Here is a 22175-nt window from a genome sequence, read left to right as displayed (position 1 = left end):
TATGACGGATCAAATCGTAACGCTTGAAAGCACACTGACTTGTCCAAACTGTGGGCACAGCGAAACCGAAGAAATGCCGACGGATGCCTGCCAGTGGTTCTATGAGTGTAAGTCGTGCAGGACGGTTTTGAAGCCGTTGAAAGGCGATTGTTGCGTCTATTGCTCTTACGCCACTATTCCTTGCCCACCAATTCAGTTGGGCGATGGCTGCTGTGGATAGTGTGAAGGGTTGTCGTGTTGCTCGCTTGGTGAACTTGCCACCCGAGAATTTCGACAAATTGCCCAACTGTGGCCTCGGTCTATGACCGCGAGAAACCCGCCATTCAGCGTTTGCGCAGCATGAGGTATTTTGGGCTGTCCTGGCATCTTCGCCGCGATCTGCGCCAAGGGCGGGGCTGATATGGATCGACTTTCGCTGAACGCCGCATCAACAAGCAAGACGCGGACAAAACTGCCGATCAAGGTTGAACTATCAATGTCCGCTCAAAGATTCTGTATTCTGAATGGGGCACTAGCTCGCTAACCTGTTCGAGTGATGAGCTCGATGCTCATTCACTTTTTCTCGGAACAATCCCAGCAGTCTTCTGAAGCAGCTTTATCACCTGCTTGCGTTCATCTGCAGATAGGTCTGCGAGAACATCGTCATTCACTTGTTTCACGATCCGGGGTAGTTCTGACGCCTTCTTGCGACCGGCTTCCGTAAGATAGATCAGAAACGATCGTCGGCTGTTGGGGTCAGGGCGACGCTCTGCAAAACCGGCTTCAACTAGTGCGTCCACATTTCGGCTGGTAAAGTACTCAGGGAAATTCAGCTTCTGACCGAGTGATCGCTGATTGATGCCGTCTTCATCTGCCAACAACATCAGGTTGGCGAAGATTTTGATGTCAACGTCGACCTCCTGAAGCGCAAGCTTCATTTTCGTATCTATGTCGCGCGCAAGCGTTTGGATCAGGAAGCCGAAACTCCCTTCCCGAATGTGCTTTGTACTTTTGATCTGCGTCATCAGGAATGCACCCCTGATCATGGCAATAACCCCGAAGCTTGCAGCGTACAAGTGTTGCATATGTTTTGCATTTACAATTCTTGTATCTGCAAGTATTGCGATTACAAGTCAAGCATACCTTTGAGTCGAACTTTTCGAAAGGCTTTCGCCATGACCAGAAAACTGGCCGCCCTGTCACTTTGCATGTTCTTCGCCACTCCAATGACTGTCGCAGCAGGCGAGAATGAAGGCCGAAGGCTTGCGGAACTTGCCTTTGCCTCTGTCGACAGCGCAGATCGCGGGTTCATCGATATGGGCGAGTTCACCAATTTCGGGACGGATGTTTTCGTCTCCATGGACAGCGATGACAGCGGCAAGATCTCCCTCGAAGAGTATTTGGCCTGGGACTATGGCATGGCATCGGTTGCGGAAGACCGTGATCGGGTCGATGCCTATGAGACGGCTCTGAGGATCGTCTTTGCCTTTCGCGACCGGGACGGAAATGGCGAGATCAGCAAGACAGAGCATCGACAGTCGATGAATTTTGATTTCCAGCGCGCTGACCTGAACGGTGACGCCATCCTGACAGAGCGGGAGTTCCTTGACGGGTTTCCAGTAATGGTGGCCCTGCGCGCCGCCCTTGATCCCGATCTTTGATGAGTTGAACCGTTAGGGGAGTTGATGACATGCTCAAACGGCACGGTATTTTTGCGATCATTGGCCTGATTGCGCTGTTTGCGGTCCTGCATCTGGGCTTTGCGCCCGAGGACCACAGTTCAAGGACAACAGGGACGACACTGCTAGGTGGTATCGCCTTTCTGTTGATGACTTGCTCAATCGTCCTGTCTACACGCGCGCCCATGTTCGAGGATTGGTTTGGCGGGTTGGACCGGATGTATCAGGTGCATCGCATTGTGGGCGTTTTGGCCGCCTTGTTTGCGCTCGTGCATTTCTTCGGTGTCCCAAAAGCTCTGCCTGAGGGGGCGGACCCGGCTTTGAACGCACTGGTTCCTTCGGCCCCACTGGGTATGTTGAGCCTGATCTTTCTGGTGATTGGGCTCTTCATCGCGCTGAACCGCAAGATCCGCTATTCATTCTGGCGGCCCACGCACAAGATCATGGGGCTGGTCTATATTCTCGTCTTTGGTCACTTTTTCACAGCCCCGCCCGTCTTTGTCGCTCAATTCAGCCCCTCTGGCCTTATGCTTCTGGCGGCCGGGATCGTGGGTATCCTCTCCATGCTTTACTCGGTATTTGGCATGAATAAGCGCACGGCTGTTCCCTTCAACATCGAAGCGGTGAACCCGCTGGAACGGGCAACTGAGGTTGTGTTGAAGCCTACGGGCCAGTCTCTTGATTTCAAACCGGGCCAGTTCGCCTTTGTTGAAATCGCCGGCAAAGGCTGGAGCGAACCCCATCCCTTTACGATTTCCAGCGCGCCGGGCGAAGACCGCCTGCGCTTCACCATGAAAGTGCTGGGAGACTGGACCAGGAAGGTCCGCGAAGAGTTGCAGCCCGGTGTGGATGTAAAGGTACGCGGACCGTATGGCCGTTTCGATGCGGCAAATGCGGGAGACAAACAAATCTGGTTGGCAGGCGGCATCGGCCTGACACCGTTCCTGTCAAAAATCCGCGCAATGCAACCCGATGACAAACGTCAGATTCATCTCGTTTATGCGGCGCGCGAGGCACAAGATGCCATCTTTCTGGATGAGCTCAGGGACCACGCTGGCCGGTTGGGCAATGTCACTCTGGTGCCGTTGTTCTCTGATGAAGGCAATTTTGCCCGCGTCGATATGATGAAGCAGAAACTGCCCGATCCGCTGGACAGCTATGAATACTTCATGTGCGGCCCGAAACCCATGGTTGACGGGATCATGAAGGACCTCAAAGCGGCAGGTGTGCCACGCAACAAGATTCACACCGAGGCGTTTGAGTTCCGTTAACGCATAGTTTCAGGCAGACCTATCATGAAAAAGCTCCTCTCCTTCGTCGCCGAGATCGGCACCATCATGTATGTGGGCGGTATCCTGTCTCACATTGTCATCGGCGCGATCAACGCACACCCAACACCCGAAACGGCCGCGTTCATCTATGACTACAAACTGCAAAGCGCGTATATCCTGATCCTGCCTGGTCTGGGTCTCAAGATCCTAGTCGACCTGATCCTCTTCTTCGGGTTCAACGAACGCGCCTGGTGGATGCGGATCAAGCTGGCGATGACGGCCTTTCTGACCATCAACGCTTTTGTTTTCCTGGTGCCGATGATGCCTCAGCTTCTGGACCTGGCGCAGGCGTCAATCCCGGAAGGCACGCTCAGCGAGGCCTTCATCACGCTGGAGAACAGAGAAAAACTGGTTGGGATGTCCAACGTGATCCCGCTGATCACAGAAATGCTCATGGGGGCCTTCAAGCCACGGATCTCAAAAGCTGAACGCGCCCAATCCGCCGGGGTTGCCTGAAACCATAGCCGATCACCCTGCACCGACACGTCTGACATGAGGAATGGTCTGCCATGAATCTTCGTCCCTTGCTTTTCCTGCCTCCAATCGCGCTTGGCGTAGGTGGCTTCATGTGGATGACTCGTCCGGACGAAACAGCCCAGACACCTCCGGCGGAGACGGTGACCGTCGTGCGGGCTATGACACTGGCCCCTACCGAAGCCGTGCCTTTTGCGTCCGGGTATGGCCGGGTTGTGGCGGAGGACACCTGGCAGGCCATCTCTCAGGTACAGGGGCGCGCGGTTTTTGTTGACGACAATCTGACGGTTGGCAGCGTTTTGCCGGTGGGCACCGAGATCATTCGCATTGACCCGCGTGACTACGAGATCGATCTGTCCCGTGCGAGCGCTGCCCGAGACACCGCGCAGGCGGCATTGGATGAGTTGGAGGCGACGGAAGCCAACACCAGGGCCTCCATCGCGCTCGAAAGCCGGATCAAAGACGTGCGTCAGGCCGAACTGGAACGGCAGGAAACCTTGTTGGAACGGGGAAGCGCGTCGCAGGCCGTTGTGGACACAGCCATCCGGGATTTGCTGTCGCAGGAAAAGCTGGTTCTGAATCTTGAAAATGCTTTGCGGCTGCTGCCAGCACAACGCGCCTCTCTCGAAGCGACAATTAACACGCGCGTTGTGGAAATCGAAGAAGCACAGCGCGCGTTGGCGAACACGTCCGTCAAGACTCCCCTCGTAGGACGCGTGGTCGCCAAATCGGTGTCACCGGGGCAATTTATCCGCCTCGGTGACACACTTGCCACCATCGAAAGCACCGCAGCCTCAGAAGTCACGGCAGAGTTCCAGACCCGGGTGCTGGGCAACCTGTTTACCGTTCTGGATGGTATCCGCCCACTTGAGGCAAACCCCGACCTCGATCTGGCCGACGCCTTTGCCTTGCTCAAAAGGTTTGGGCTGCGCGCAGAGGTGGTGATGTCGACAGGTGGCGAAGATTATGTCTGGCCCGCTGAACTCGTCCGTTTTGACGGCAGCGCAGATCCAACCACCGGGACTGTTGGGCTGGTGGTCCGGATCGAGAACCCCGGTGGACCTGATCCGGACCGGCGCGGCCCGCCATTGACCAATGGCATGTTTGTAGAGGTGCGCTTATCAGCGCCGGAACCCGTCACCGCGTTGCGCCTGCCGCGATCCGCCATTCGTACCGACGGCGATGGTAGCTTTGTCTATACCATTGATGATCAGTCGCGGCTGGAGCGACGCTCAATTGAGACTGGCTCCGTACAGGATGGGTTTGTTGTCGTTGTTTCGGGGGTGATGCCGGGTGATCAGATCGTTCTGTCCGACCCAAGGCCCGCCGTTGTGGGAATGCTCCTTGAGCCACTGGACACTGGGACAGGTCAGGGCTAATGATCCGGTATTTTGCACATCACCCTATAGCCGCAAACCTAGTTTTGGTGGCGGTTTGCTTTGTAGGCATCTCATCCCTGCTGCAAATGGAGCGCGAGAGCTTTCCCGAGTTCACGGCGAGCGAAGTCGCTGTCTCCGTCGAATATCCCGGTGCCTCGGCCAGCGATGTGGATGAACAGGTTTGCCTTGTTCTTGATGATGCTCTCGGCGCAGTAAACGATCTGGAAGACTTTGAATGCCTGTCCGTGGAAAACTTGGCCACTGCAACGCTGACGATGGCAGAAAGCGGGGACATTGGTCAGTTCTACAACGACATTTCTTCTGAAGTCTCCAGCATCAATGACCTGCCCAATGAGGCGGAACTTCCCTCTGTTTCGATCCTTGGACAAACAGAGGTCATTGCGTCCATCGCCATCTCGGGAATCGACACGCAAGGCGCGCTGATCCAATATGCGGATGCCTTTGCGGACGATCTTGCCGCCCTGCCCATGATCGCGACCGCCGAAGTCACCGGTATTTCGGACGCGGAATATCTGATTTCCTTCGACCAGCTTGCCCTGCGCCGCTTCGGAATCAGCCCCAAAGACGTTGCGGATGCGGTTGAGGCCCGGAGCCTGCGCGCGCCGCTTGGCACCGTCTCCACCACCGGGCGCGATGTGACATTGCGCTATTTCGATGCGCGTCGCTCAATCGATGATCTGGAAAACCTCATCCTGCTGGAAAACCCGGATGGGGGCGTGGTGCGTTTGCTGGACGTGGCCCAGGTGCGCCTTACAGAGGTGACGCCTGAGCTCCAATCCTATATCGACGGTGATCGCGCCGCGATCATCCAGGTCAGCAAGACCAAAACCGACGATGCCATCAAAGCCTTTGCGCAGGTCGCAGGGCGGATCGCCAAAGAAGAAGCACGATTTCCAGACCCGCTTCGCATCACGGTCGTAAACAACCTGACTGAAACCGTGGAAACCCGGATCAACCTCGTTCTCAGTAACGCCATTCAAAGCCTCGTGCTGGTCGTACTGGTTATGTGCCTGTTCTTTTCTCTATCCGAGGCGATCTGGATTTCTTTCTCGCTGCCGTTTTCCTTCCTGGGCGGTATTTTTCTGATGAGCCTTGTTGGGGTCACCATTAACACCATCTCACTGATCGGATTGCTGATGGCGATTGGCCTGATCATGGATGATAGCATTGTCATTGCCGACAACATCGCAAAATGGCGGCGCAAGCTTGGGGCGAAGGAAGCCGCCGTCAAAGGCGCGACCGAGGTGATGCCCGGCGTCATATCATCGTTTCTGACAACCGCCTGTGTTTTTGGGCCCTTGATGTTTCTGTCCGGAGAGACCGGCAAGGTTCTTCAGGTCATCCCGATTGTGCTGCTGCTGACCATGATCACCAGCCTGGTTGAGGCCTTCCTCATCCTGCCCAATCATATGAGTCATACGCAAACTGATCCTGAGAAGAACGCCCAGCGGGCCGTGCCAAGATGGCTCGATGATATCAGGGACCGCGTCATCATCCCTACCGCGGCTGCTTTGCTGCGATGGCGTTATGCCACGTTGGGCTCGGTCTTTGCGATCCTGATCCTGAGCATCGGGATTCTGGCATCCGGTTTGGTCAAGGTTGTCGGGTTTCCCGAGACAGAGGGGGATACCGTTGAGGTCCGGTTTGCTTTGTCCTCCGGCCTGCCCATTGAGCGGACCCGCGACACCGTTGACCAGATTATGGCTGGCCTCGAAAAGGTCGACGCAGAGCTCACGCCCAACACCAAAGAGGGGCAGCCGTTAGTTGAGCGTGTGCTTGTGCAGTATTCGGTCAATCAGGACGTCAAGGATAACGGGCCCTACACTGCGACGGTCACTGCAGATCTGTTGGAAAGTGATCTCCGCAACATCAGCGCCAATGAAGTTCTGGACCATTGGAAACAGGCAACCGGCCCGATGCCGGATATCGTACAGATCAACTTTACCCAGATCGCAGCGGGGCCCGGTGGGGATGATCTGGATGTGGAACTCAGTTCACGGGATCTGGAGACCTTGGAAGCGGCCAGCAATACCCTGCTGGAAACGCTGATCCTCCGAGACGATGTCACCGAGGCGTATCAGGATTTCGCAAAAGGCCGTACGGAAATCCGGCTCTCACTAACCGAATTCGGTTATGTCAGCGGTCTGACACCACATGCGGTTGCAGGACAACTTCGCGCGGCCTTTTCCGGAACAGAGACCGACAGCTTCCGCCAGCAAAACTCAGAGATTAGCGTGCGCGTCGAGTTGGGGGACACGGTACCAACTCTGGCGGATCTGGAGCAATTCCCCATCACTGTCGCCGGAGGTCAGCAGGTCGCCCTGGCCTCCGTTGCTGAGATCGATCTGACAGGGGCTTACGCGCAGATCACCCGCAAGAACGGCCAGGCCGTGTCCCGCATCATCGGGAAGATTGACAGATCGGCCACCACCTCGACAGCCCTCTCGGCTTTGATCACTGACGAAATCGGTCCAAAGTTGCAGATGCAATACGCCAGCGTGAGCATTGGGATCGGCGGCGCGACAGAAGAGCAGCAAAAAACACAGTCTTCGATTTCCAGTGCTTTGCTCATGGGACTTGTGGGTGTTTATCTGATCCTTGCCTTCCAGTTCCACAGCTACACGCTGCCGTTCATGGTGATGCTGAGCATCCCCTTCGCGCTGATCGGCACGATCCTCGGCCACTATGCGATGGGCCTCGACATATCCATGCCCAGCTTCATCGGCTTTGCCTCACTCGCTGGGATTGTCGTGAACAACGCCATTCTGTTTTTGACGTTCTTTGAAGCCGAGATCGAAGGGGACGACTATTTGACCGCTGCGGTCGAAGCCGTGCGGCATCGCTTTCGACCGGTCATCCTGTCCTTCGCCACCACCTTTGCTGGTCTCTTGCCCATGCTGTTCGAGACCAGCCCACAGGCGCAGGTCCTCGTCCCGCTTGTAGCTGCGGTGGCCTTTGGCCTGTTGGCCTCAACGCTGCTGGTGATCTTTGTGTTCCCCAGCATTCTCGGTATCTACTTTGACTTCGCAGACATCCGAAAGTGGTTGAAAAGCAGGCAGGAGAAAGACGGGCAAGCGACCGAGTTTCCCTCACGCATCGACTTAGGTTGTTGGCGCAATGGGTAACTTTCTTCTCAACTACTTCAATCTGTTTCGGGCATTGGGGGCAGCAATCTTCGACGGCCGATCCCTCCATCTCCTGGCCATGTCCGCCTCGCTGGTGGTGGTAAGCAGCATGTTTTACGTCCTTGTTGAGGGTTGGAGCGTACTGGACGCTGCTTATTTCTCGGTCATCACAATGTCCACGGTTGGCTATGGAGACATCCACCCAACCACACCGGGCGGCAAGGTTTTTACGATGGTCTTCACCATTGCTGGCATCGGGATTTTCGTGGCCACGATCACAACCATTGCCACCATTTTTGTCGGAAACTTTAAGGTGCGAAAGTGACGAGTGGCAGGATGAACTCCAAAGCTGTCGTTCGTGCATTCTGCGGCATTCTAGGGAACGGGGTGTACCCGCGTACTGCCCGACGGCTCTCAAGCCCTGTTGATATGCCGCGTTGATCTAAAGGCTGCTGACAATGGGTCCAATCGAGTATTTTTCAGCCTTTGCCTTCGTTGGTTCAATCATTGTCTTAGCGCTTGTCAGCTATCTCTTGGCACGTTTGGCCTTTCGCAACAGGATTGTAGAGGAGGAAACACGTGAACTGGCAGTCTCTGTCCTGTTCCGGATTGGTGCCTTGCATGGGTTGGTTCTGGCGCTTGTATTTGCGCAGGACCTGGCGGGGGTCCGCAATGTTACGCAAGCGGCGGCGCGAGAAGCTTCGCTGGTCAGCGACATCTACCATGATGCCGAACGGTACGGTCATGCCGAAACACATGCGTTGCGGCAGAGCTTTGCCCGATATGCCTTGGTTGTCACGGAACAAGAATGGCCACAACTCGCCAGCGGAAAGGAGCTGTCGGATCTGGCATGGCAACACTGGGAGGAAGGATATGTCCTGTTATTGCAAATGACCCCTGAAACGTCCGAACAAACCCGTTTGCACCAATTCATGCTTGAAGATGTTCGAGAGATATCTGAACTGCGGGAACGGCGCGAGAATGCAGCGCGTGGAGCATCAAGAGCGTTGTTCAGTATGGCTGCTCTTGTGGGTATTGTTCTGATAGCAGCAGCCTTTTTTACATGGCCCGCGACAGCACTGAATTTAGCGCTGGTCTCCATGTTTGCAGCTTATTCCGGGCTGATCCTGTTCATGACCGTTTCATTCTCCAATCCGTTTGAAGCGCCTGGGCGGGCTCCAACATCCGGGTTCGAACGGTTTTTGACCACCGAAGTACGAGAGATTGCAGCTAGCAGCTTAGATCCGGCAAACAGCGATTGAGAGTGGCGGCTAGTGCTAACCCTTTGGTTGCCAACCGGCTTGTTCCATAGCTTCTCCGAGATCTTCCCCATATTCCGGTTCTACGAACAATCTTTGAAAGAGCACATCCACGCGACTCTCGGGCCAATCGCGCGAGAGCTTACCCACGAGGGCTTGTGCCTCTCTTTCGTTGCCCAGCATTTGATGAGCTGCCATCAGATAAGCAACGGACACAGGGCCGACGGGGCCGCCTTTTTCGGTCACCTTCTCAAAGGCGGATATAGCGCCTTCGAAATCCTTCAGATGGAATTTCGCAGCGCCCATCGCGTTCTGAAACACAGAACCTCGATCCAGATCTATTTTTGATAGCGCCTCTTCGCTGATCGCCACAACTTGTTCAAACGAACACGAATAGAGCAGGATTAGCGACACGAACTCCAACACATGGACGTCGTTTGGTGCCAAACGCTGTGCCCTGTTCGCAAGCTCGATAGCTTCTGGCCAATTTCCTTTCGCAAATTCAACCCAGGCTTTTGCGGACTGGCTCCACCCCGTTTCGGGTGCCAATTCAATCGCCCTGCTGGCCGCTGCGTCCGCGTAGCGCAGCATGTCCCCGGACGGGTCAGCGTCCGGTGTCACCAGCGCTATCGTCGCTGCAACCTGCGCGGCCCCTGCATGACCTCCGAAATAGCTGTCGTCGTTGTCAATTGCCCCTTTGAATATTGTCAGGGCTCCGTTCAGACGTGCGGGCTCCAACGCTGGAAAGATTAAGTCGCGGCCCGAGTGGGCTAGGTTCACGGCCTGAAGTCGCATGGGGGATGCATCAAATATGGCGTTGCGCTCATCTAGGCTTAGGCCATCAACCGACAAGTTGGCCGGAGTTTCACGCTTTATCGATATCAATGTGATGGCCGCAGCGCCGCAAAGGAGAACGAAAACTCCTGCAATCCCAATGACCGGGCGAGACCAGACGCGCGGCTTGGTTTTTGGTTCAGGCTGCTCGGGCGACCTGAATGATATCTCCGGCGCATAACCTCCCTTTGGCAGATCGAATACAGTGCCTTCGTCGCGCCCATCTTTGGCATAGTATTCATCCAGCTTGCGACGTAGACGACCAGCGTCCACCCGCACTACGTTTTCACGACGTTCCATCTCGGACAAAGTTCCGCCGTAGACATCCATGGCGATGGTTTTGGCGCGGATGTCATCGGCCCTGCCGTTGAGCGTTTCCTCAACCACATAGACAAGAAAGTCCTGCAATCGCTGTGAACCCGCGAAAGTCGAAGACTTGACAAGCCGCTGAAGGGCAGCCCGCACATCCTTCGCGGCGGGATCGCTGCCCTCATTTAAATGGGGTGATGTGCTTTTGGATAATTCCATATTTTCCGCAAGTTACGTCGATGATTATACCGTATTATGCCCCGGCAAACCTTTTGTGAGAAGTGAATTCGATGAACAATTCGGGGAATCTGTTGATCCATCGAACGAGCCATCGAATTTGGAAGGCTACAGTCTTGATACACTGTTTCCTGAGCATCAAGCCGCGATTGCGGACCTACGACGGGCGGACACTGTATTCGATGAGATCTGCCGGGACTATCAGCTTCTCAGCGACGAGTATCTCACCATGAACTCTGCTCCGGGAAGCCAATCATACCAGTTCGCCTGCGACATTCGCGAAACCCTTGATGGTCTTCGGGATGAAATCGCCCATTCGTTGCGACGCGCAGGAAAGATGTAGTTCAAAGATGGGGAAGGGATGCCAATGAGATCAATTTTGAAAACCGCCTCGGCCATGGTGCTGATGGCAGGCGCAAGCTATGCTCAGGACGCGCCTATCATTCATGATGGAGAATTCGAGTTTCTCCGCGCGCAGTTTGGCGAGCAATGGGGCGCTCAGGATACGGAAATCGAAGCGAAGCTTACAGAGATCCGTGATGCCAATGGCGGCAAGCCACCCAATATCCTCTATATCCTGATCGACGATGTGAGCTTCGGTCAGATGGGCAACCGCACGATGAACTACGTCACAGGTTTCGATACGCCCAACATCAACGACTTTGCCACGGAAGGCTTGTCTTTGATGAGAATGTATACTGAGCCGTCCTGCACACCGACACGAACAGCGATGCTCACCGGTCGTCATCCCGTGCGCGCGGGTGTCGAAGAGGTCAAGGTTGCGCTGGTTGGCGAAGGTCTTGCGTCTGAGGAGGTCACGATTGCCGAAATCCTGAAGGAAGAAGGGTACAACACCGCGCATGTCGGCAAATGGCATCAGGGCGATATTGAACAATCCTACCCTCACAATCAGGGGTTTGATTGGGCCGCCTTTCCCTTGCATCAGCAGGTTCAGCTCAGTCTCATGACACGGGATGCGATGGTTGCCAACAACATGCTTGGATACCATGCGTCGGGCCAATCCAACCAATTTCAGCTGGACCAGCGGTTCAAACCTTACGGTCTGGTAACCGGCGTTGAAGGTGAGGCAGGGGGACTTGCCCGCGAAGTCGACATGGCGCCGGGCGAAGAATGGACGCAGGCGAAATACGAAGAAATGAACCTGCGCTATCAGCGTCAAGCATTGGAACAGCTAGAGCAGCTGGCCTCGCAGGAGGACCCGTTCTTCATGCAATACTGGCCGCTTTATCCACTGAACTTTGCCTACCCCGATGAGGCCGTTTCCCGCAATGGTGGCTTCCATGCCGATAAGTTGCAGGTTCTGGACGGCTGGATCGGTGAAGTTCTGGCCAAGCTTGATCAAACCGGCAAGGCAGACAGCACCGTCGTCATGATCATGGCTGACAATGGCTTGATGTATCACTACGAGGGGACATCTGGCCTGAACCAGCTGATTTATCGCGGAGGCAAGACCCAGCACCTGGAAGGCGGCGTGCGTACGGATGCCTTTATCCGGTGGCCCGGAGTAATTGAGCCGGGAAGCGCGGCAGGTGATATCGTGCATGTCTCGGATCTGTTCACCACCTTTGCCCGGATTGCAGGCGCGACTGACCGTATTCCGCGCGACCGTGTGATTGACGGCATTGACCAGACTGCGCTGTTGCTTGAGGGCGAAGGCAATTCGCGCCGCGACTATGTCTATGTTTACGAAGGGCCCGTGTTACGCTCGGTGGTCAAGCAAGAGTTCAAGATGCACCTGCCAGCCCCCGGTCAGCCTGGCGCGGCGGCTCCAGTGTTCAATGTCTATCGCGATCCACGTGAAGAACATCCCCTTGTCGGGTATTCGCTGTGGTCTGGAGCTTCCTTCCAGGACATGGTCAAACGCCATCAGAAAACCATTGCCAATCACCCGCATCTGCCACTTGGAAAAGGTGTTCCCTATGAAGGGATCGACAACCTTCGCCCTGAAAGCGAATTGACCCGGGAAGTGTTTTCCAGCTGGCAATGACGAAACTGAGACGGCGATGGAAACGCCGCCGTCTCGCCAATCGCACGAAGTCTCATTGGGTGCTCGATGGCTCGACATTTTACCCTACATTCAATCCTGGCATCCGCGTTGCTGCTGGCGGGTGGTGCTGCCCGAGCAGACGAAAACGCCTCAAACCCATTGGCTGCGGTCAACAACACGGACATTCGCTACCAATATTTTGATCTAGAAGACGGGGCGGACCATCAGGATGCGTTCATCGATGGCGCATATATGCTGCGCCCTGATCTGAAGCTAAAGTACGAACTCCACTACAATTCGACAAACGCGACTGGCCAGCGGTTCAACGGGTTTGAAAAAACCAGCTTCAAACTGATCTATTTTCCGTCGCAGAAGCCTTTGAATAATACCTGGACCGTCAAATCCGCGCTCGGGCTGGAATGGATCCTGGACTTTGGCGACCCCGATGAAGGCATCGGTACCGGGTCCGATCAGATCGCCCCGTTTGGCGGTTTCGCCTTTGCAAACACTAACACCGGGCTGACGTTGATCCCTCTGGTTCAACATTTCGCGTCCTACAATGGCCCGACCGATGTCAGCCAAACCGCTATGCGCCTGATTGCGCTTCAACCGTTTGGCGATGGGTATTGGGCCAAAGCGGATATCAAAGCGCCCTATGATTGGGAAAACGATGCCTGGCCCGCGACCGCTGAGCTTCAGATTGGCAAAAATCTCAGCCCCGGTATCGCCCTCTATGCAGATGTGCTGATCGGGATTGGTGCTGATCGACCCTATGACCAAGGAGCCGGGATCGGTCTCAGATTCAATTACTAGGTCTTTTAACTAGAGGAAACCGCCATGCCCCACCTCTCATCTCTCAGCGCCATGGCGCTTGCGACAAGCCTTCTAACGCTGCCTTTGGTTGCATCTGCTCAATCGCTGCCTGCGCCGGATCAGGACGAAACCGGCTGGCGTCATGGTGTCGCGTTCTATCTGTTCACACCCTTGCGAACCACAGGCACATCCACCGTGGCCGGACAATCCGCCGACCTGGATCTGGACCTTGGCGACGTACTGGATGTGCTCGATTTCGCGGCAGCAGGTCGATATGAAGCATGGCGAGGGGATTTTGGCATAATTCTCGATGCCAATTACGTCGGTATAGAACAAGATACAACTTTGCCCGGCCCTCTGGGTGCCGGGGTTAACGTCGATGTTCGTCAAAAATGGTTTGGTCTTCTGGCGGCTTATCGGGTCGCGGATGGTGTGTATGGTGCGAAAAACTTGCGTTATGCAGTCGATATCCAAGGCGGCCTCAGATACAATTCGATCCGTCAGGAAATCGACATAACCACTCCAGGTCCGGGAAATCCACCTGTATTAGGCGGTGATCAGGATTGGATAGAACCTGTCCTTGGCGTGCGGGGAATGTGGCGGCTGAACCCCAAATGGACTGGGATTGCTTCTCTGGAACTTGGCGGGTTTGGAGCTGGCGGAAACGACTTGCAGATCGGTGCGAATGTAGGATTTGACTACCAGCCTTGGGAGAAAACGGCATTTACGTTTGGTTATCGCTATTTCAGCGTCGACTACAGCGACACATTGAATTCCGGCGACTTTGCTTACGATGTCGATCAGCATGGCCCGTACTTTGGCCTAAAGTACTTCTTCTAGTTGGAAGACACGAAATCGAACTGCCCTAGAGGCATTTCGATTTTAATGTGATGCTTGGACAACTAAACCGAGACAGACCCAACTCTGTTGCGATCGTTCCCGTCGGTAGGGCAAGCAGCAGGTTGGGAGGCACCCTGACTCACAAACAACTTCGCCAACAACTAAAAACGGAAACCCGCCATTCGCACAGAGTGCAGCATCGTTCAAAGTGGGCTCAATTGAGGCCTTAGCCGCAGCGTCGATGATTGGCCGCTCTTCGTGCTGGGTCAGAAATGCTTGACGTTTGGGTCAGAATTGAATGACGCGATTTGTTCGTTTCTTGATGTTTTGGCGGCCGATTGAGTCAAAGATCAGTGACGTTCCACATTTCCTGTGTCAGGCGACACATAGTTCTGCCACCAGCGACAGAACCTTGCCATTTTCGCCTCACGTCCTTCATCTAGCACCTAGACCGATTTCAATGATCCTGACTTCCCTTTTGGGAAATCAGGGCTGATTTGCATATCAGACGCCGAAGGCGCCTGTTCCTGCTGATCTGCCACGTGGCGAACGCGGATGGGGGCGAGGCAATGCTATTCGACAATAGTGGTGCGGCCCGCAGGCTCAGCCGAGGACACGGTGTTGTCTAATAGGGTTGCCCGAGGGGGAAGGCAGCGTCTTACCCCTGACGGCCAGAGGCGTTTGGCTTGTCCAAATCCTGCTGGCCCCAAAACAAGTGCGGCGGAGCTGGCTGCGCCGTTACTTTTTGTGCCAGAACACTTTGCTTTTCTAAAGAATGGGCGGAAAGCGGTCATTCGCTGCACCTGCTCGGACGGAGAGCCAAATTCAGAAAAGCGGCCATTCATGGCTTGGAAGACTCAGATTCCCACGCCGCAGCGATTATCAAAGCCGGCATTGCGCAAGAACCAGGGTTGCAAAATTTTAAATGGCTCGCTCTTTGCTAAAAGAGGATTTCCTATTCCGGATATTCTAAGTCATTGGATTTCAGAGAGTTAATCACACTCTACATTGATCCATATTTTTCGGTGATAGATGATGAAGATGAAGACCCTCAAGGCAAGCTGGAGGCGGCCTTCGGAGGGCGCGATGCAGCTCCTGGGACCTTTGAAGCCTACGGGACTGGAGAGAGTAAGCTTGATACCTCGCTGCCCCTGGATCGCGCGTTTCTGATTTATACGCCTTTTGATGTCGAACTGCCGGGATTGGCGCAGGTTGCGCACGATATGGTAACCTGTGTCTTCTTTGTCGAGAATGCGAAACAGCCAACAATCACCTCCGATGGGGAGGTAACCATCACAGATGTGGTTGACGTGACCTACGATTTTCTGAATTGAGCACGAACATTTTCACCTTGTCAGAAACCGCCCCTGAATTTCAAAGGGCGGCTTCGATCTTGGTTTGAAGCTCAGAGGCCGGAGATATCGACGTAAACCCGGTAGTCGGTGACCTTGCCCTCGTCGATTTTTAGACGGGTCGCAAACGGCACTTCATGCTCGGTGCCGTCCTTGCGTGTGTAACGCACGGTCCCGTCGCAAAACGCGGTGTGCCCGCTCTGCCAGATACCTGTGATCGTATGGCGCATGGCTTTGATGGTTTTGAAGAAGGAAGCGTTTGCCTCCGTAACGGGCTGGCGGCCTCTGAGCAGGTCAAAGTTCCCTAGCTTGAAAGTCACGTCTTCTGAGGCAAAGCTCACCACACCTTCCGCATCCATCTTGTCGACGGCCGTGTAGAGTTCGGCGATCAGGGGCGTAAAGTCTGTCGTGTTTTCTGCAACGATCTGCATGTCATTTTCCTTCTGGTTAGGGACTTAATTCGTGAAGCGTGGTTTAAGACGGGCAATCCAGTCAGATGGTTTGATCTGTCCGTTTGAGATGGCCAGCCCCAGAAACAGGACACATAGTGAAATCAGAAGCTCGGGCCTTAGTGTTTCCCCGAAGGCCAGCGCACCGACCCCTATCCCGGACAGCGTTGCGAAATAGCCCACCTGAGAAAACCCGACCCCATCCGTGCGTTTTTGAACCTCAAATGTGAGCACATAAGTGACCGCCGTGATCAGCCCGACGCCCATGATCGCAAGCTGCGGACCTGTCGCGATTGGCATCACGCTGATATCTCCTGTTACGAAGAACATGACAGGGAGTATCAACACGAGCTGGGATAGGAGTGCGCCTGCAGCCAAAACCATTGGATCACCGCCTATGGGATAGGCGCGGCTTCTGAAGACGTTGCCCATTGCCAGACTGAGCGGGCCCAATGCCGCAAGAAACACCCAGTAAGTTGCAGTGTCGGACAGATCGAATCCGGCGAATGTGACGAGGCTGACACCCGCCAGTCCGATCAAAATGCCGACCAGCCGGTACATCGGCAGCATTTGGCGCTCGACCGCGGACGAAATCGCGAAGGTAAACAGCGGGGAAAGCGTCACGAATGCAGAGAACAGCCCTGCCGAAACATGCCCAAGGACGATGTAGCCGATCAAGGCTGGCGCACTGATCCCAAAAATCCCCGCTCCGACGTAATAGAAGAGGTACTGGGGGGGCAGCTTCAGACGTCGCCTCGTCACGCCATTAACAATCAACAGAATGACGGTTGCCACAAGCAACTGCCAGAAGAGGGCCCCAAACGGGGCGGCTCCGGCATTGGCAGCCACTTTGGAGAGCGTAAAACTCACACCAACAAGGCCTCCGATCGCAATGATCAAAACCGTTGGTGCTCGAAGTTGTGCAAAGAGAGACATCAGACGGCTTCCCTGAATGCTTGTGCTGTTAAACCGGAAACGGGCCCGATGGAGATGATCCCGGTGGGGTTGATGTGCCGGTGGCTACGGAAGTAGTGCGCGCGGATGTGGTCCATATCGATGGTGTCCGCGACGCCTGGAATGGACAGGATCATGTTCATGAATCGGGTCAGATGCGGATAGTCGGCGATACGCTTCCGGTCTGTTTTGAAATGCGTGACATAGACCGGATCAAACCGGACCAGCGTTGGAAACAGCTTCAGATCAACTTCGGTCAGAAGATCGCCGGCCAGATAGGTCCTTTCGGCAAGCAGTTTTTCGATGTCTTCCAGTCCATCGAACAGCCGGTAAACTGCGTCACAATAGGCTTCCTGCGAGGTGGCAAATCCGGCGCGATAGACTCCGTTCCGAATGGGGGCCTGGATCATGTCGGTGATCCGGTCGATTTCGGCTGCCTGATCTGATGGGTAGAGATCCCAGTCATTCGCCCCCTGCTCAAAGAAGGCTGAATTCAGCAACCGCATGATATCCGCGGACTCGTTGCTGACAATTGCCCCGCTTTTCTTGTCCAAGAGGATTGGAACAGAGATGGAGCCGGTGTAGCGCGGATCCGCGCGCAGATAGACTTCATATAAGAACTCGTCTTGCGGCACGGTCTGAGATTGGCCGATGACCCAACCATCTTCCGATGAGATCGGGTCCATCCAGGTGTAGGTAAACGTATCTGTCAGGCCCTTCAGAGCCAACACCAGCTCGACGCCATGGCACCAAGGGCAGGCTTTTGACAAATACAGATGATAGCGGCCCCGCTCCGCGGGAAACTTTGCTGTCGGGTTCGCTTCGATCTGATCGCGAAACCGGCTCGGGATCCGTTTGAACTGACCATCCGATTGGGGCGGCTTGTCAGACAGAACACTATTGATAAGCATTTTGGGCATCGACCTCTCCTTTCGTTGAGATCAAAATAAATGCTTCCCGAAAATTGATAATGGGCTATTCTGGAACTTCATAAGATAGTTTCACTCACTAATGAAGATTGCCATGAATGAGATCTCCGCCATCCCTGTCTTTGTGAAAGTCGTGGAAACCGGAGGGTTTGCTGCGGCGGCGCGTCAGCTCGGCCTGACGAACTCGGCCGTCAGCAAACGCATCTCAAATCTTGAGGCACACCTTGGAACCCGGCTGTTTCACCGGTCTACCAGAACCATGTCGCTGACGGTGGCTGGCGAGATCTATCTTGTTTTTGCTCAGCAGGTGGTCGGCTCGGCCCAGGAGGCGGAAGACGCTGTTACCGCCCTTCAAGGCAAGCCATCCGGGCAGTTGCGCGTCTGTGCACCTGTATCTTTTGGCATCCTGCATGTGGCACCGCTGATCGCTGAGTTTTTGCAATCCTATCCGGACATCACGCTGGACCTTGTGATGGATGATCGGGTTGTCGACCTTGTCGATGCGGGGTTCGATATGGCCATCCGCGCAGGTCACTTGTCGGATTCGTCCCTCATCGCACGTCGGTTGGCAGATATCCGAAGCGTCATCGTGGCCTCACCGGGGTATCTCAAGGCTCACGGAACCCCTCAACAGCCGGACGATCTGCTTGATCATAACTGTCTTCACTACACCTATTCGCGCGATCCAAAGGAATGGACCTTCTCTGGCCCGAATGGGGAAATTGTAGTCAAAACCAAAGGCACGCTTGGGATCAACAACAGCGAAGCCCTATGCAGGGCCCTGATGGATGGTCTGGGTGTTGGCCGACTGCCGACCTTTGTCGCAAACCCCCATATTCGATCAAGACAGCTCGTCAGGCTGTTGCCCGACTATGCGCTTCCTGAACAGGCGCTCTATGCCATCTTCCCTGAACGCGCGCATGTGCCGGCCAAGGTGCGGGCGTTTACTGATCACCTTGTTCAGCGACTGGGCGGCCCTGTTGCCGCCTGGGATCAGGCCATAGCGCTGTAGGGGCCAGTCTCTGGGGCAGCCGCAGTTGGGATATACAGCGCGCGCTCAGTCGTTTTGGATTGATGCGTGGTGAGGGCATCTGGCTTCGTCACACAGTAAATCGCGTCAAATGTCTAAGCCAACGCAGGAATAGGCTCTCCCTCTGCGAACTGGGCAAACTGTTGAAGAAAAGCCATTACCGCTTCTCGGTTTAGGTCCTCATATAACCTTGCCGAGATCTCATCAGGCGTGCAGCCGATAAGGCTGAAGCGCAAAAACAGGTTTTCATTGAAGCGTTCGCTTACCGTTCCCATCACGAGCCGAAGCTGTGTCAGCATGTCTTCGCCCCGATGAGAGGCGTGCATGAGCACTATGGGTTTCCCAATCAGTTCGTCCCGTGAGACCAACCAGTCAATCGCATTCTTGACACCTCCTGGAATGGATCGAACATATTCCGGGCTCGCCACAATGAGACCGTCGCACGCTTGCACAAGATCTACAAACCGCTGAACTTGAACAGGCAGTGGGGTGTCCTCTTTGTCAGGTGAGAAAACCGGCAGGTCAGCCACCCCGGAAAACACCTCAACGTCATGTGCGGGATGTGCAATGTCTGAAACAGCACGAAGCATCGCCGTGTTGGTCGAAGCACGCCGACCGCTGCCGGATATGGCGAGAAACTGCATAACGGTGGCTTTCAATCTATCGAATTGGCTACTTACGGTGTCTATTTGACACGCTCAGGCCATAGGTTCTAGCAAATCCCAACCATACTGCAATTCAGCGCTTCTAAGCAACGGAGGTGACTGGATCTGTCAGGCTGAAGAGACAGTAGCATGCGGCCTGAAATGCCACACCGCACTGTTACCTGATCAATCAGCGGCGCGGAATTTCAATCCATTGGGTGACGATCTCTTGTGCAGATAACAAAGCAGATCCTGTGATGGATGAGCGGCACAAGGGTAATCCGAAAGACATCATACTTCGCGCACGAGCGGTTTTGCACTCTGGGCCGCAATCCTGCGCACATCCCATTTCTCGTCGCCATCAAAGCGCGGCGCATATTGTGTGAAGGCTTCGCCGATCTCATTCCAAACCGCGTGAACCCGTGCAGCACCTGCCGAGTGAGACACTACATAGAAATTGTTCTCCTTGAGCTGCGGCAACACCATGTTGGCATAGTCATCCGCAGGCATCCCGCCGGACATGGCTGACGACATTTCAGACGTCACAAAGCCAGGTAGCAACAGCGAGACATCCATAAAGTCCGGTGCTTCTTCACGCAGCGCTGTCATCAGACCGCACAGTGCATGTTTTGCGGAGACATAGGCATAGAGTTTCGGCACACCATTGAAGATGCTGTTTTCGGATCCGACCGTATAGATCGCACAGGGTTTGCCTTCTGCCCGGAACCGTTGTCCAAACACATGAATACCATTTACTACGCCGAAATAGTTGACGTTGAACACCTGGCGTGTCGTCTCCAAATCGGTGTCGATCACATCTGCCTGTGACTGTGAAACCCCGGCATTGTTGATCAGGACGTCAGCGCGTCCATACGTCTGCCATGCGAAATCCGCCAGTTTTTCCACATCCGCGTAGTTGGAGACATCGCAGGTTGTTCCGTGGACATCGTATCCCATGGTTTTCAGGTCATCGACCGCCTTTGCCACCTGAATATCACGCCTGGATGCGATCACCAGTTTGGCACCCTCTTTCCCAAAGGCTTTGGCGAGGGCAAACCCGATGCCCGTCGCGCCCCCGGTGATGACAACTGTTTTTCCGTTGAAGTCTTTCATATCTTTCTCCTCCTCATGTTTTTTGGACACGAGCGTCCCTGGCCCACGAAGTCGCAGGCGATTGGTGCCGATCCCGGCACGGCCGTTTTAGTTTGGGTTAAGCTGAGAGCTTTGTTTTGACTTCGGTCAGATAAGTGGTTGTTGAAGGACCATTCATCATGTGTTCGACGTCATTGAACATCGTCGTGGAATGACGCCATGCGAGGTATTTGTCCCAGGCCGCACGGGACTCCCACTGCTCCCAGACGATGAAGTTTGTCGGATCTTCCATGTCCTGATGATAGGATATGCTTTCAAAGCCTTCGAACTCGGCGGTCTCTCCGACCACTTCGTTGATTATCTGATGCAGGTCAGCAGCAAATTCCGGCTTCAGGTCCAGCGTGATCATCACGGTGATGGTCATGGTACGTCCTTTCAAAATGTTCGATCAGGCGTGCGCCGCGATCCGTGTCGGGGGCGCTCCAAACTTGCGGGAAAACTCCCTTGAGAACTGGCTGGCGCTTTCGTAGCCAACGTCAAACGCGATCGTTGAAACCGAGCGCGACGACTCGATCAAAAGACGTCTGGCTTCCAGCAGGCGAAGCTCTTTTTGATACTGCAGCGGCGTCTGTGCCGTTACGGATTTGAAGTGCATATGGAAGGATGACGGGCTCATGCCCACGTCGCGGGCCAGATCGGTGACGGAAATCTGTTCCCTGTATTGGTCCCTGATCCGGTTTACCGCTTCGGACACGCGGCTGGCGGAGCTGTCAAAGTTCAGTAACTCCCGCAACATGCCGCCGTGCCGTGCTCTCAACAGACGAAAGTGTATCTCCCGCTGGATGAGCGGTGCCATCACGGGAATGTCGTCCGGTTTCATAGTGAGATCGAATGCCCGCAGCATGGCATCCGCCAGATGTGCATCCGTTTCTGACACACTCATCGCTTGCGGATGATCATACGGGATGTTGCTGTCTCCTATCTCCTCAATCAGTCCGCGAATGACCTCCAGATCGATGGTCTGTGTGAGGGCGATATAGGGTTCATCAGGCGTTGCATCGATGACCTGAGACTTGATTGGCAGGCAATGGCTGACGATGAGCGATTGGCCGGGACCGGTGGAAGCGTATTGATCTCCGAGCCAGATCTCCTTGCGCCCTTGCAAGATCGGGCAAACCACGGGTTCATAGATATGGGTTTCGATCAGGGTTGAACCCCGATGCGCCGCAACCAGCATACCGGGCACGGGCGTTTCAAAGATACCATCCCGGAACCGACAATAGTCAACATATTCGAGTGTTTTTTGAACAAGAGCCGACATGCGCTGAACCTCGCTTTCTGAAAACCAAGTTAGCGGCACAACCGCTACTGTTAAGCCCCATGTGGGAAGTATTGGAGAAATGGGCAAGAGCTTTGCAGGAATGTGCAAGCGGCTCA

General features: G+C 54.8%; 23 protein-coding genes. 14 read left to right on the top strand and 9 right to left on the bottom strand.

Going from position 1 to position 22175, the window contains the following annotated elements:
* The first annotated feature begins 1 nt into the window (after window position 1).
* Complete coding sequence (locus ACR0I7_RS15910; RefSeq protein WP_480512757.1) at window positions 2-220, top strand: GDCCVxC domain-containing (seleno)protein; 219 nt, start codon at window positions 2-4, stop codon at window positions 218-220.
* Between the two features lie 328 nt (window positions 221-548).
* On the opposite strand, the gene ACR0I7_RS15905 is transcribed toward ACR0I7_RS15910, so the two are convergent.
* Window positions 549-1004: a MarR family winged helix-turn-helix transcriptional regulator gene (locus ACR0I7_RS15905; protein WP_480512755.1), complete on the bottom strand. Its 456-nt coding sequence runs from the start codon at window positions 1002-1004 to the stop codon at window positions 549-551.
* Window positions 1005-1154: 150 nt separating this feature from the next.
* Between ACR0I7_RS15905 and ACR0I7_RS15900 the strand changes: the two genes are divergently transcribed.
* The 7 genes from ACR0I7_RS15900 to ACR0I7_RS15870 all read left to right on the top strand — a co-directional run bounded on the left by ACR0I7_RS15900 (window position 1155) and on the right by ACR0I7_RS15870 (window position 9250).
* Window positions 1155-1640 (top strand): EF-hand domain-containing protein, encoded by a 486-nt coding sequence (locus tag ACR0I7_RS15900; RefSeq protein ID WP_480512753.1) that lies wholly within the window; start codon window positions 1155-1157, stop codon window positions 1638-1640.
* 29 nt (window positions 1641-1669) lie between these two features.
* Entirely contained in the window at window positions 1670-2929 is a 1260-nt protein-coding gene (locus ACR0I7_RS15895; RefSeq protein ID WP_480512752.1) for a ferredoxin reductase family protein, read from the top strand.
* A gap of 24 nt (window positions 2930-2953) precedes the next feature.
* On the top strand, window positions 2954-3445 hold the full coding sequence (locus ACR0I7_RS15890; RefSeq protein ID WP_480512750.1) for an enoyl-CoA hydratase: 492 nt from the start codon (window positions 2954-2956) through the stop codon (window positions 3443-3445).
* Window positions 3446-3498: 53 nt separating this feature from the next.
* Window positions 3499-4842, top strand: a complete 1344-nt coding sequence (locus tag ACR0I7_RS15885; RefSeq protein ID WP_480512748.1) for an efflux RND transporter periplasmic adaptor subunit — start codon at window positions 3499-3501, stop codon at window positions 4840-4842.
* Window positions 4842-7988: an efflux RND transporter permease subunit gene (locus ACR0I7_RS15880; RefSeq protein WP_480512746.1), complete on the top strand. Its 3147-nt coding sequence runs from the start codon at window positions 4842-4844 to the stop codon at window positions 7986-7988. The genes ACR0I7_RS15885 and ACR0I7_RS15880 overlap by 1 nt, the downstream gene beginning before the upstream one ends.
* Window positions 7981-8313, top strand: a complete 333-nt coding sequence (locus ACR0I7_RS15875) for an ion channel (RefSeq protein WP_480512744.1) — start codon at window positions 7981-7983, stop codon at window positions 8311-8313. Before ACR0I7_RS15880 ends, ACR0I7_RS15875 begins: the two co-directional genes overlap by 8 nt.
* A gap of 133 nt (window positions 8314-8446) precedes the next feature.
* Window positions 8447-9250: a bestrophin-like domain gene (locus ACR0I7_RS15870; protein ID WP_480512742.1), complete on the top strand. Its 804-nt coding sequence runs from the start codon at window positions 8447-8449 to the stop codon at window positions 9248-9250.
* Window positions 9251-9265: 15 nt separating this feature from the next.
* Here the strand turns inward: ACR0I7_RS15870 and ACR0I7_RS15865 are convergent, their stop codons facing one another.
* Window positions 9266-10489: a tetratricopeptide repeat protein gene (locus ACR0I7_RS15865; RefSeq protein WP_480512740.1), complete on the bottom strand. Its 1224-nt coding sequence runs from the start codon at window positions 10487-10489 to the stop codon at window positions 9266-9268.
* A 106-nt stretch (window positions 10490-10595) separates the two neighbouring features.
* Here ACR0I7_RS15865 and ACR0I7_RS15860 point away from each other — a divergent pair, with 106 nt between their 5' ends.
* The 5 genes from ACR0I7_RS15860 (at window position 10596) to ACR0I7_RS15840 (ending at window position 15622) form a co-directional block, all read left to right on the top strand.
* On the top strand, window positions 10596-10970 hold the full coding sequence (locus ACR0I7_RS15860) for a hypothetical protein (RefSeq protein ID WP_480512738.1): 375 nt from the start codon (window positions 10596-10598) through the stop codon (window positions 10968-10970).
* A gap of 24 nt (window positions 10971-10994) precedes the next feature.
* Complete coding sequence (locus ACR0I7_RS15855; protein ID WP_480512736.1) at window positions 10995-12635, top strand: sulfatase-like hydrolase/transferase; 1641 nt, start codon at window positions 10995-10997, stop codon at window positions 12633-12635.
* Window positions 12636-12701: 66 nt separating this feature from the next.
* Window positions 12702-13448: a hypothetical protein gene (locus tag ACR0I7_RS15850; protein ID WP_480512734.1), complete on the top strand. Its 747-nt coding sequence runs from the start codon at window positions 12702-12704 to the stop codon at window positions 13446-13448.
* Between the two features lie 24 nt (window positions 13449-13472).
* Window positions 13473-14288 (top strand): hypothetical protein, encoded by an 816-nt coding sequence (locus ACR0I7_RS15845; RefSeq protein ID WP_480512733.1) that lies wholly within the window; start codon window positions 13473-13475, stop codon window positions 14286-14288.
* 977 nt (window positions 14289-15265) lie between these two features.
* Window positions 15266-15622 (top strand): hypothetical protein, encoded by a 357-nt coding sequence (locus tag ACR0I7_RS15840; RefSeq protein ID WP_480512731.1) that lies wholly within the window; start codon window positions 15266-15268, stop codon window positions 15620-15622.
* Between the two features lie 71 nt (window positions 15623-15693).
* Here the strand turns inward: ACR0I7_RS15840 and ACR0I7_RS15835 are convergent, their stop codons facing one another.
* From ACR0I7_RS15835 to ACR0I7_RS15825, 3 genes are read right to left on the bottom strand one after another with little or no spacing between them, the layout of a single operon-like run.
* Entirely contained in the window at window positions 15694-16071 is a 378-nt protein-coding gene (locus ACR0I7_RS15835) for a nuclear transport factor 2 family protein (RefSeq protein ID WP_480512729.1), read from the bottom strand.
* A gap of 24 nt (window positions 16072-16095) precedes the next feature.
* Window positions 16096-16989, bottom strand: coding sequence for a DMT family transporter (locus ACR0I7_RS15830; protein WP_480512727.1), 894 nt, complete (start codon window positions 16987-16989; stop codon window positions 16096-16098).
* 35 nt (window positions 16990-17024) lie between these two features.
* Window positions 17025-17963 carry a glutathione S-transferase family protein gene (locus tag ACR0I7_RS15825; RefSeq protein WP_480512725.1) on the bottom strand — a complete coding sequence of 313 codons (939 nt, stop codon included), beginning with the start codon at window positions 17961-17963 and terminating at the stop codon, window positions 17025-17027.
* A gap of 103 nt (window positions 17964-18066) precedes the next feature.
* On the opposite strand from ACR0I7_RS15825, the gene ACR0I7_RS15820 reads away from it, so the two are divergent.
* On the top strand, window positions 18067-18984 hold the full coding sequence (locus tag ACR0I7_RS15820) for a LysR family transcriptional regulator (protein WP_480512723.1): 918 nt from the start codon (window positions 18067-18069) through the stop codon (window positions 18982-18984).
* 113 nt (window positions 18985-19097) lie between these two features.
* Here the strand turns inward: ACR0I7_RS15820 and ACR0I7_RS15815 are convergent, their stop codons facing one another.
* The 4 genes from ACR0I7_RS15815 to ACR0I7_RS15800 all read right to left on the bottom strand — a co-directional run bounded on the left by ACR0I7_RS15815 (window position 19098) and on the right by ACR0I7_RS15800 (window position 22167).
* Window positions 19098-19646 carry an NADPH-dependent FMN reductase gene (locus tag ACR0I7_RS15815; protein ID WP_480512722.1) on the bottom strand — a complete coding sequence of 183 codons (549 nt, stop codon included), beginning with the start codon at window positions 19644-19646 and terminating at the stop codon, window positions 19098-19100.
* Window positions 19647-19937: 291 nt separating this feature from the next.
* On the bottom strand, window positions 19938-20759 hold the full coding sequence (locus ACR0I7_RS15810; RefSeq protein ID WP_480512720.1) for an SDR family NAD(P)-dependent oxidoreductase: 822 nt from the start codon (window positions 20757-20759) through the stop codon (window positions 19938-19940).
* A 97-nt stretch (window positions 20760-20856) separates the two neighbouring features.
* A complete protein-coding gene (locus ACR0I7_RS15805) occupies window positions 20857-21162 on the bottom strand; it encodes a putative quinol monooxygenase (RefSeq protein WP_480512719.1) in 306 nt (101 codons plus the stop codon).
* Between the two features lie 24 nt (window positions 21163-21186).
* Window positions 21187-22167 (bottom strand): AraC family transcriptional regulator, encoded by a 981-nt coding sequence (locus ACR0I7_RS15800; RefSeq protein ID WP_480512717.1) that lies wholly within the window; start codon window positions 22165-22167, stop codon window positions 21187-21189.
* Window positions 22168-22175 lie beyond the last annotated feature (8 nt).

This window comes from Ruegeria sp. AM1 (assembly GCF_056540745.1).
This window is presented reverse-complemented; position numbering and strand designations above follow the sequence as displayed.

Bases quoted from the DNA above. Each gene is read 5' to 3' on its own strand.
- ACR0I7_RS15910 (WP_480512757.1), top strand. From the start codon at position 2: ATGACGGATCAAATCGTAACGCTTGAAAGCACACTGACTTGTCCAAAC.
- ACR0I7_RS15905 (WP_480512755.1), bottom strand. From the start codon at position 1,004: ATGACGCAGATCAAAAGTACAAAGCACATTCGGGAAGGGAGTTTCGGC.
- ACR0I7_RS15900 (WP_480512753.1), top strand. From the start codon at position 1,155: ATGACCAGAAAACTGGCCGCCCTGTCACTTTGCATGTTCTTCGCCACT.
- ACR0I7_RS15895 (WP_480512752.1), top strand. From the start codon at position 1,670: ATGCTCAAACGGCACGGTATTTTTGCGATCATTGGCCTGATTGCGCTG.
- ACR0I7_RS15890 (WP_480512750.1), top strand. From the start codon at position 2,954: ATGAAAAAGCTCCTCTCCTTCGTCGCCGAGATCGGCACCATCATGTAT.
- ACR0I7_RS15885 (WP_480512748.1), top strand. From the start codon at position 3,499: ATGAATCTTCGTCCCTTGCTTTTCCTGCCTCCAATCGCGCTTGGCGTA.
- ACR0I7_RS15880 (WP_480512746.1), top strand. From the start codon at position 4,842: ATGATCCGGTATTTTGCACATCACCCTATAGCCGCAAACCTAGTTTTG.
- ACR0I7_RS15875 (WP_480512744.1), top strand. From the start codon at position 7,981: ATGGGTAACTTTCTTCTCAACTACTTCAATCTGTTTCGGGCATTGGGG.
- ACR0I7_RS15870 (WP_480512742.1), top strand. From the start codon at position 8,447: ATGGGTCCAATCGAGTATTTTTCAGCCTTTGCCTTCGTTGGTTCAATC.
- ACR0I7_RS15855 (WP_480512736.1), top strand. From the start codon at position 10,995: ATGAGATCAATTTTGAAAACCGCCTCGGCCATGGTGCTGATGGCAGGC.
- ACR0I7_RS15850 (WP_480512734.1), top strand. From the start codon at position 12,702: ATGGCTCGACATTTTACCCTACATTCAATCCTGGCATCCGCGTTGCTG.
- ACR0I7_RS15845 (WP_480512733.1), top strand. From the start codon at position 13,473: ATGCCCCACCTCTCATCTCTCAGCGCCATGGCGCTTGCGACAAGCCTT.
- ACR0I7_RS15835 (WP_480512729.1), bottom strand. From the start codon at position 16,071: ATGCAGATCGTTGCAGAAAACACGACAGACTTTACGCCCCTGATCGCC.
- ACR0I7_RS15825 (WP_480512725.1), bottom strand. From the start codon at position 17,963: ATGCCCAAAATGCTTATCAATAGTGTTCTGTCTGACAAGCCGCCCCAA.
- ACR0I7_RS15820 (WP_480512723.1), top strand. From the start codon at position 18,067: ATGAATGAGATCTCCGCCATCCCTGTCTTTGTGAAAGTCGTGGAAACC.
- ACR0I7_RS15815 (WP_480512722.1), bottom strand. From the start codon at position 19,646: ATGCAGTTTCTCGCCATATCCGGCAGCGGTCGGCGTGCTTCGACCAAC.
- ACR0I7_RS15810 (WP_480512720.1), bottom strand. From the start codon at position 20,759: ATGAAAGACTTCAACGGAAAAACAGTTGTCATCACCGGGGGCGCGACG.
- ACR0I7_RS15805 (WP_480512719.1), bottom strand. From the start codon at position 21,162: ATGACCATCACCGTGATGATCACGCTGGACCTGAAGCCGGAATTTGCT.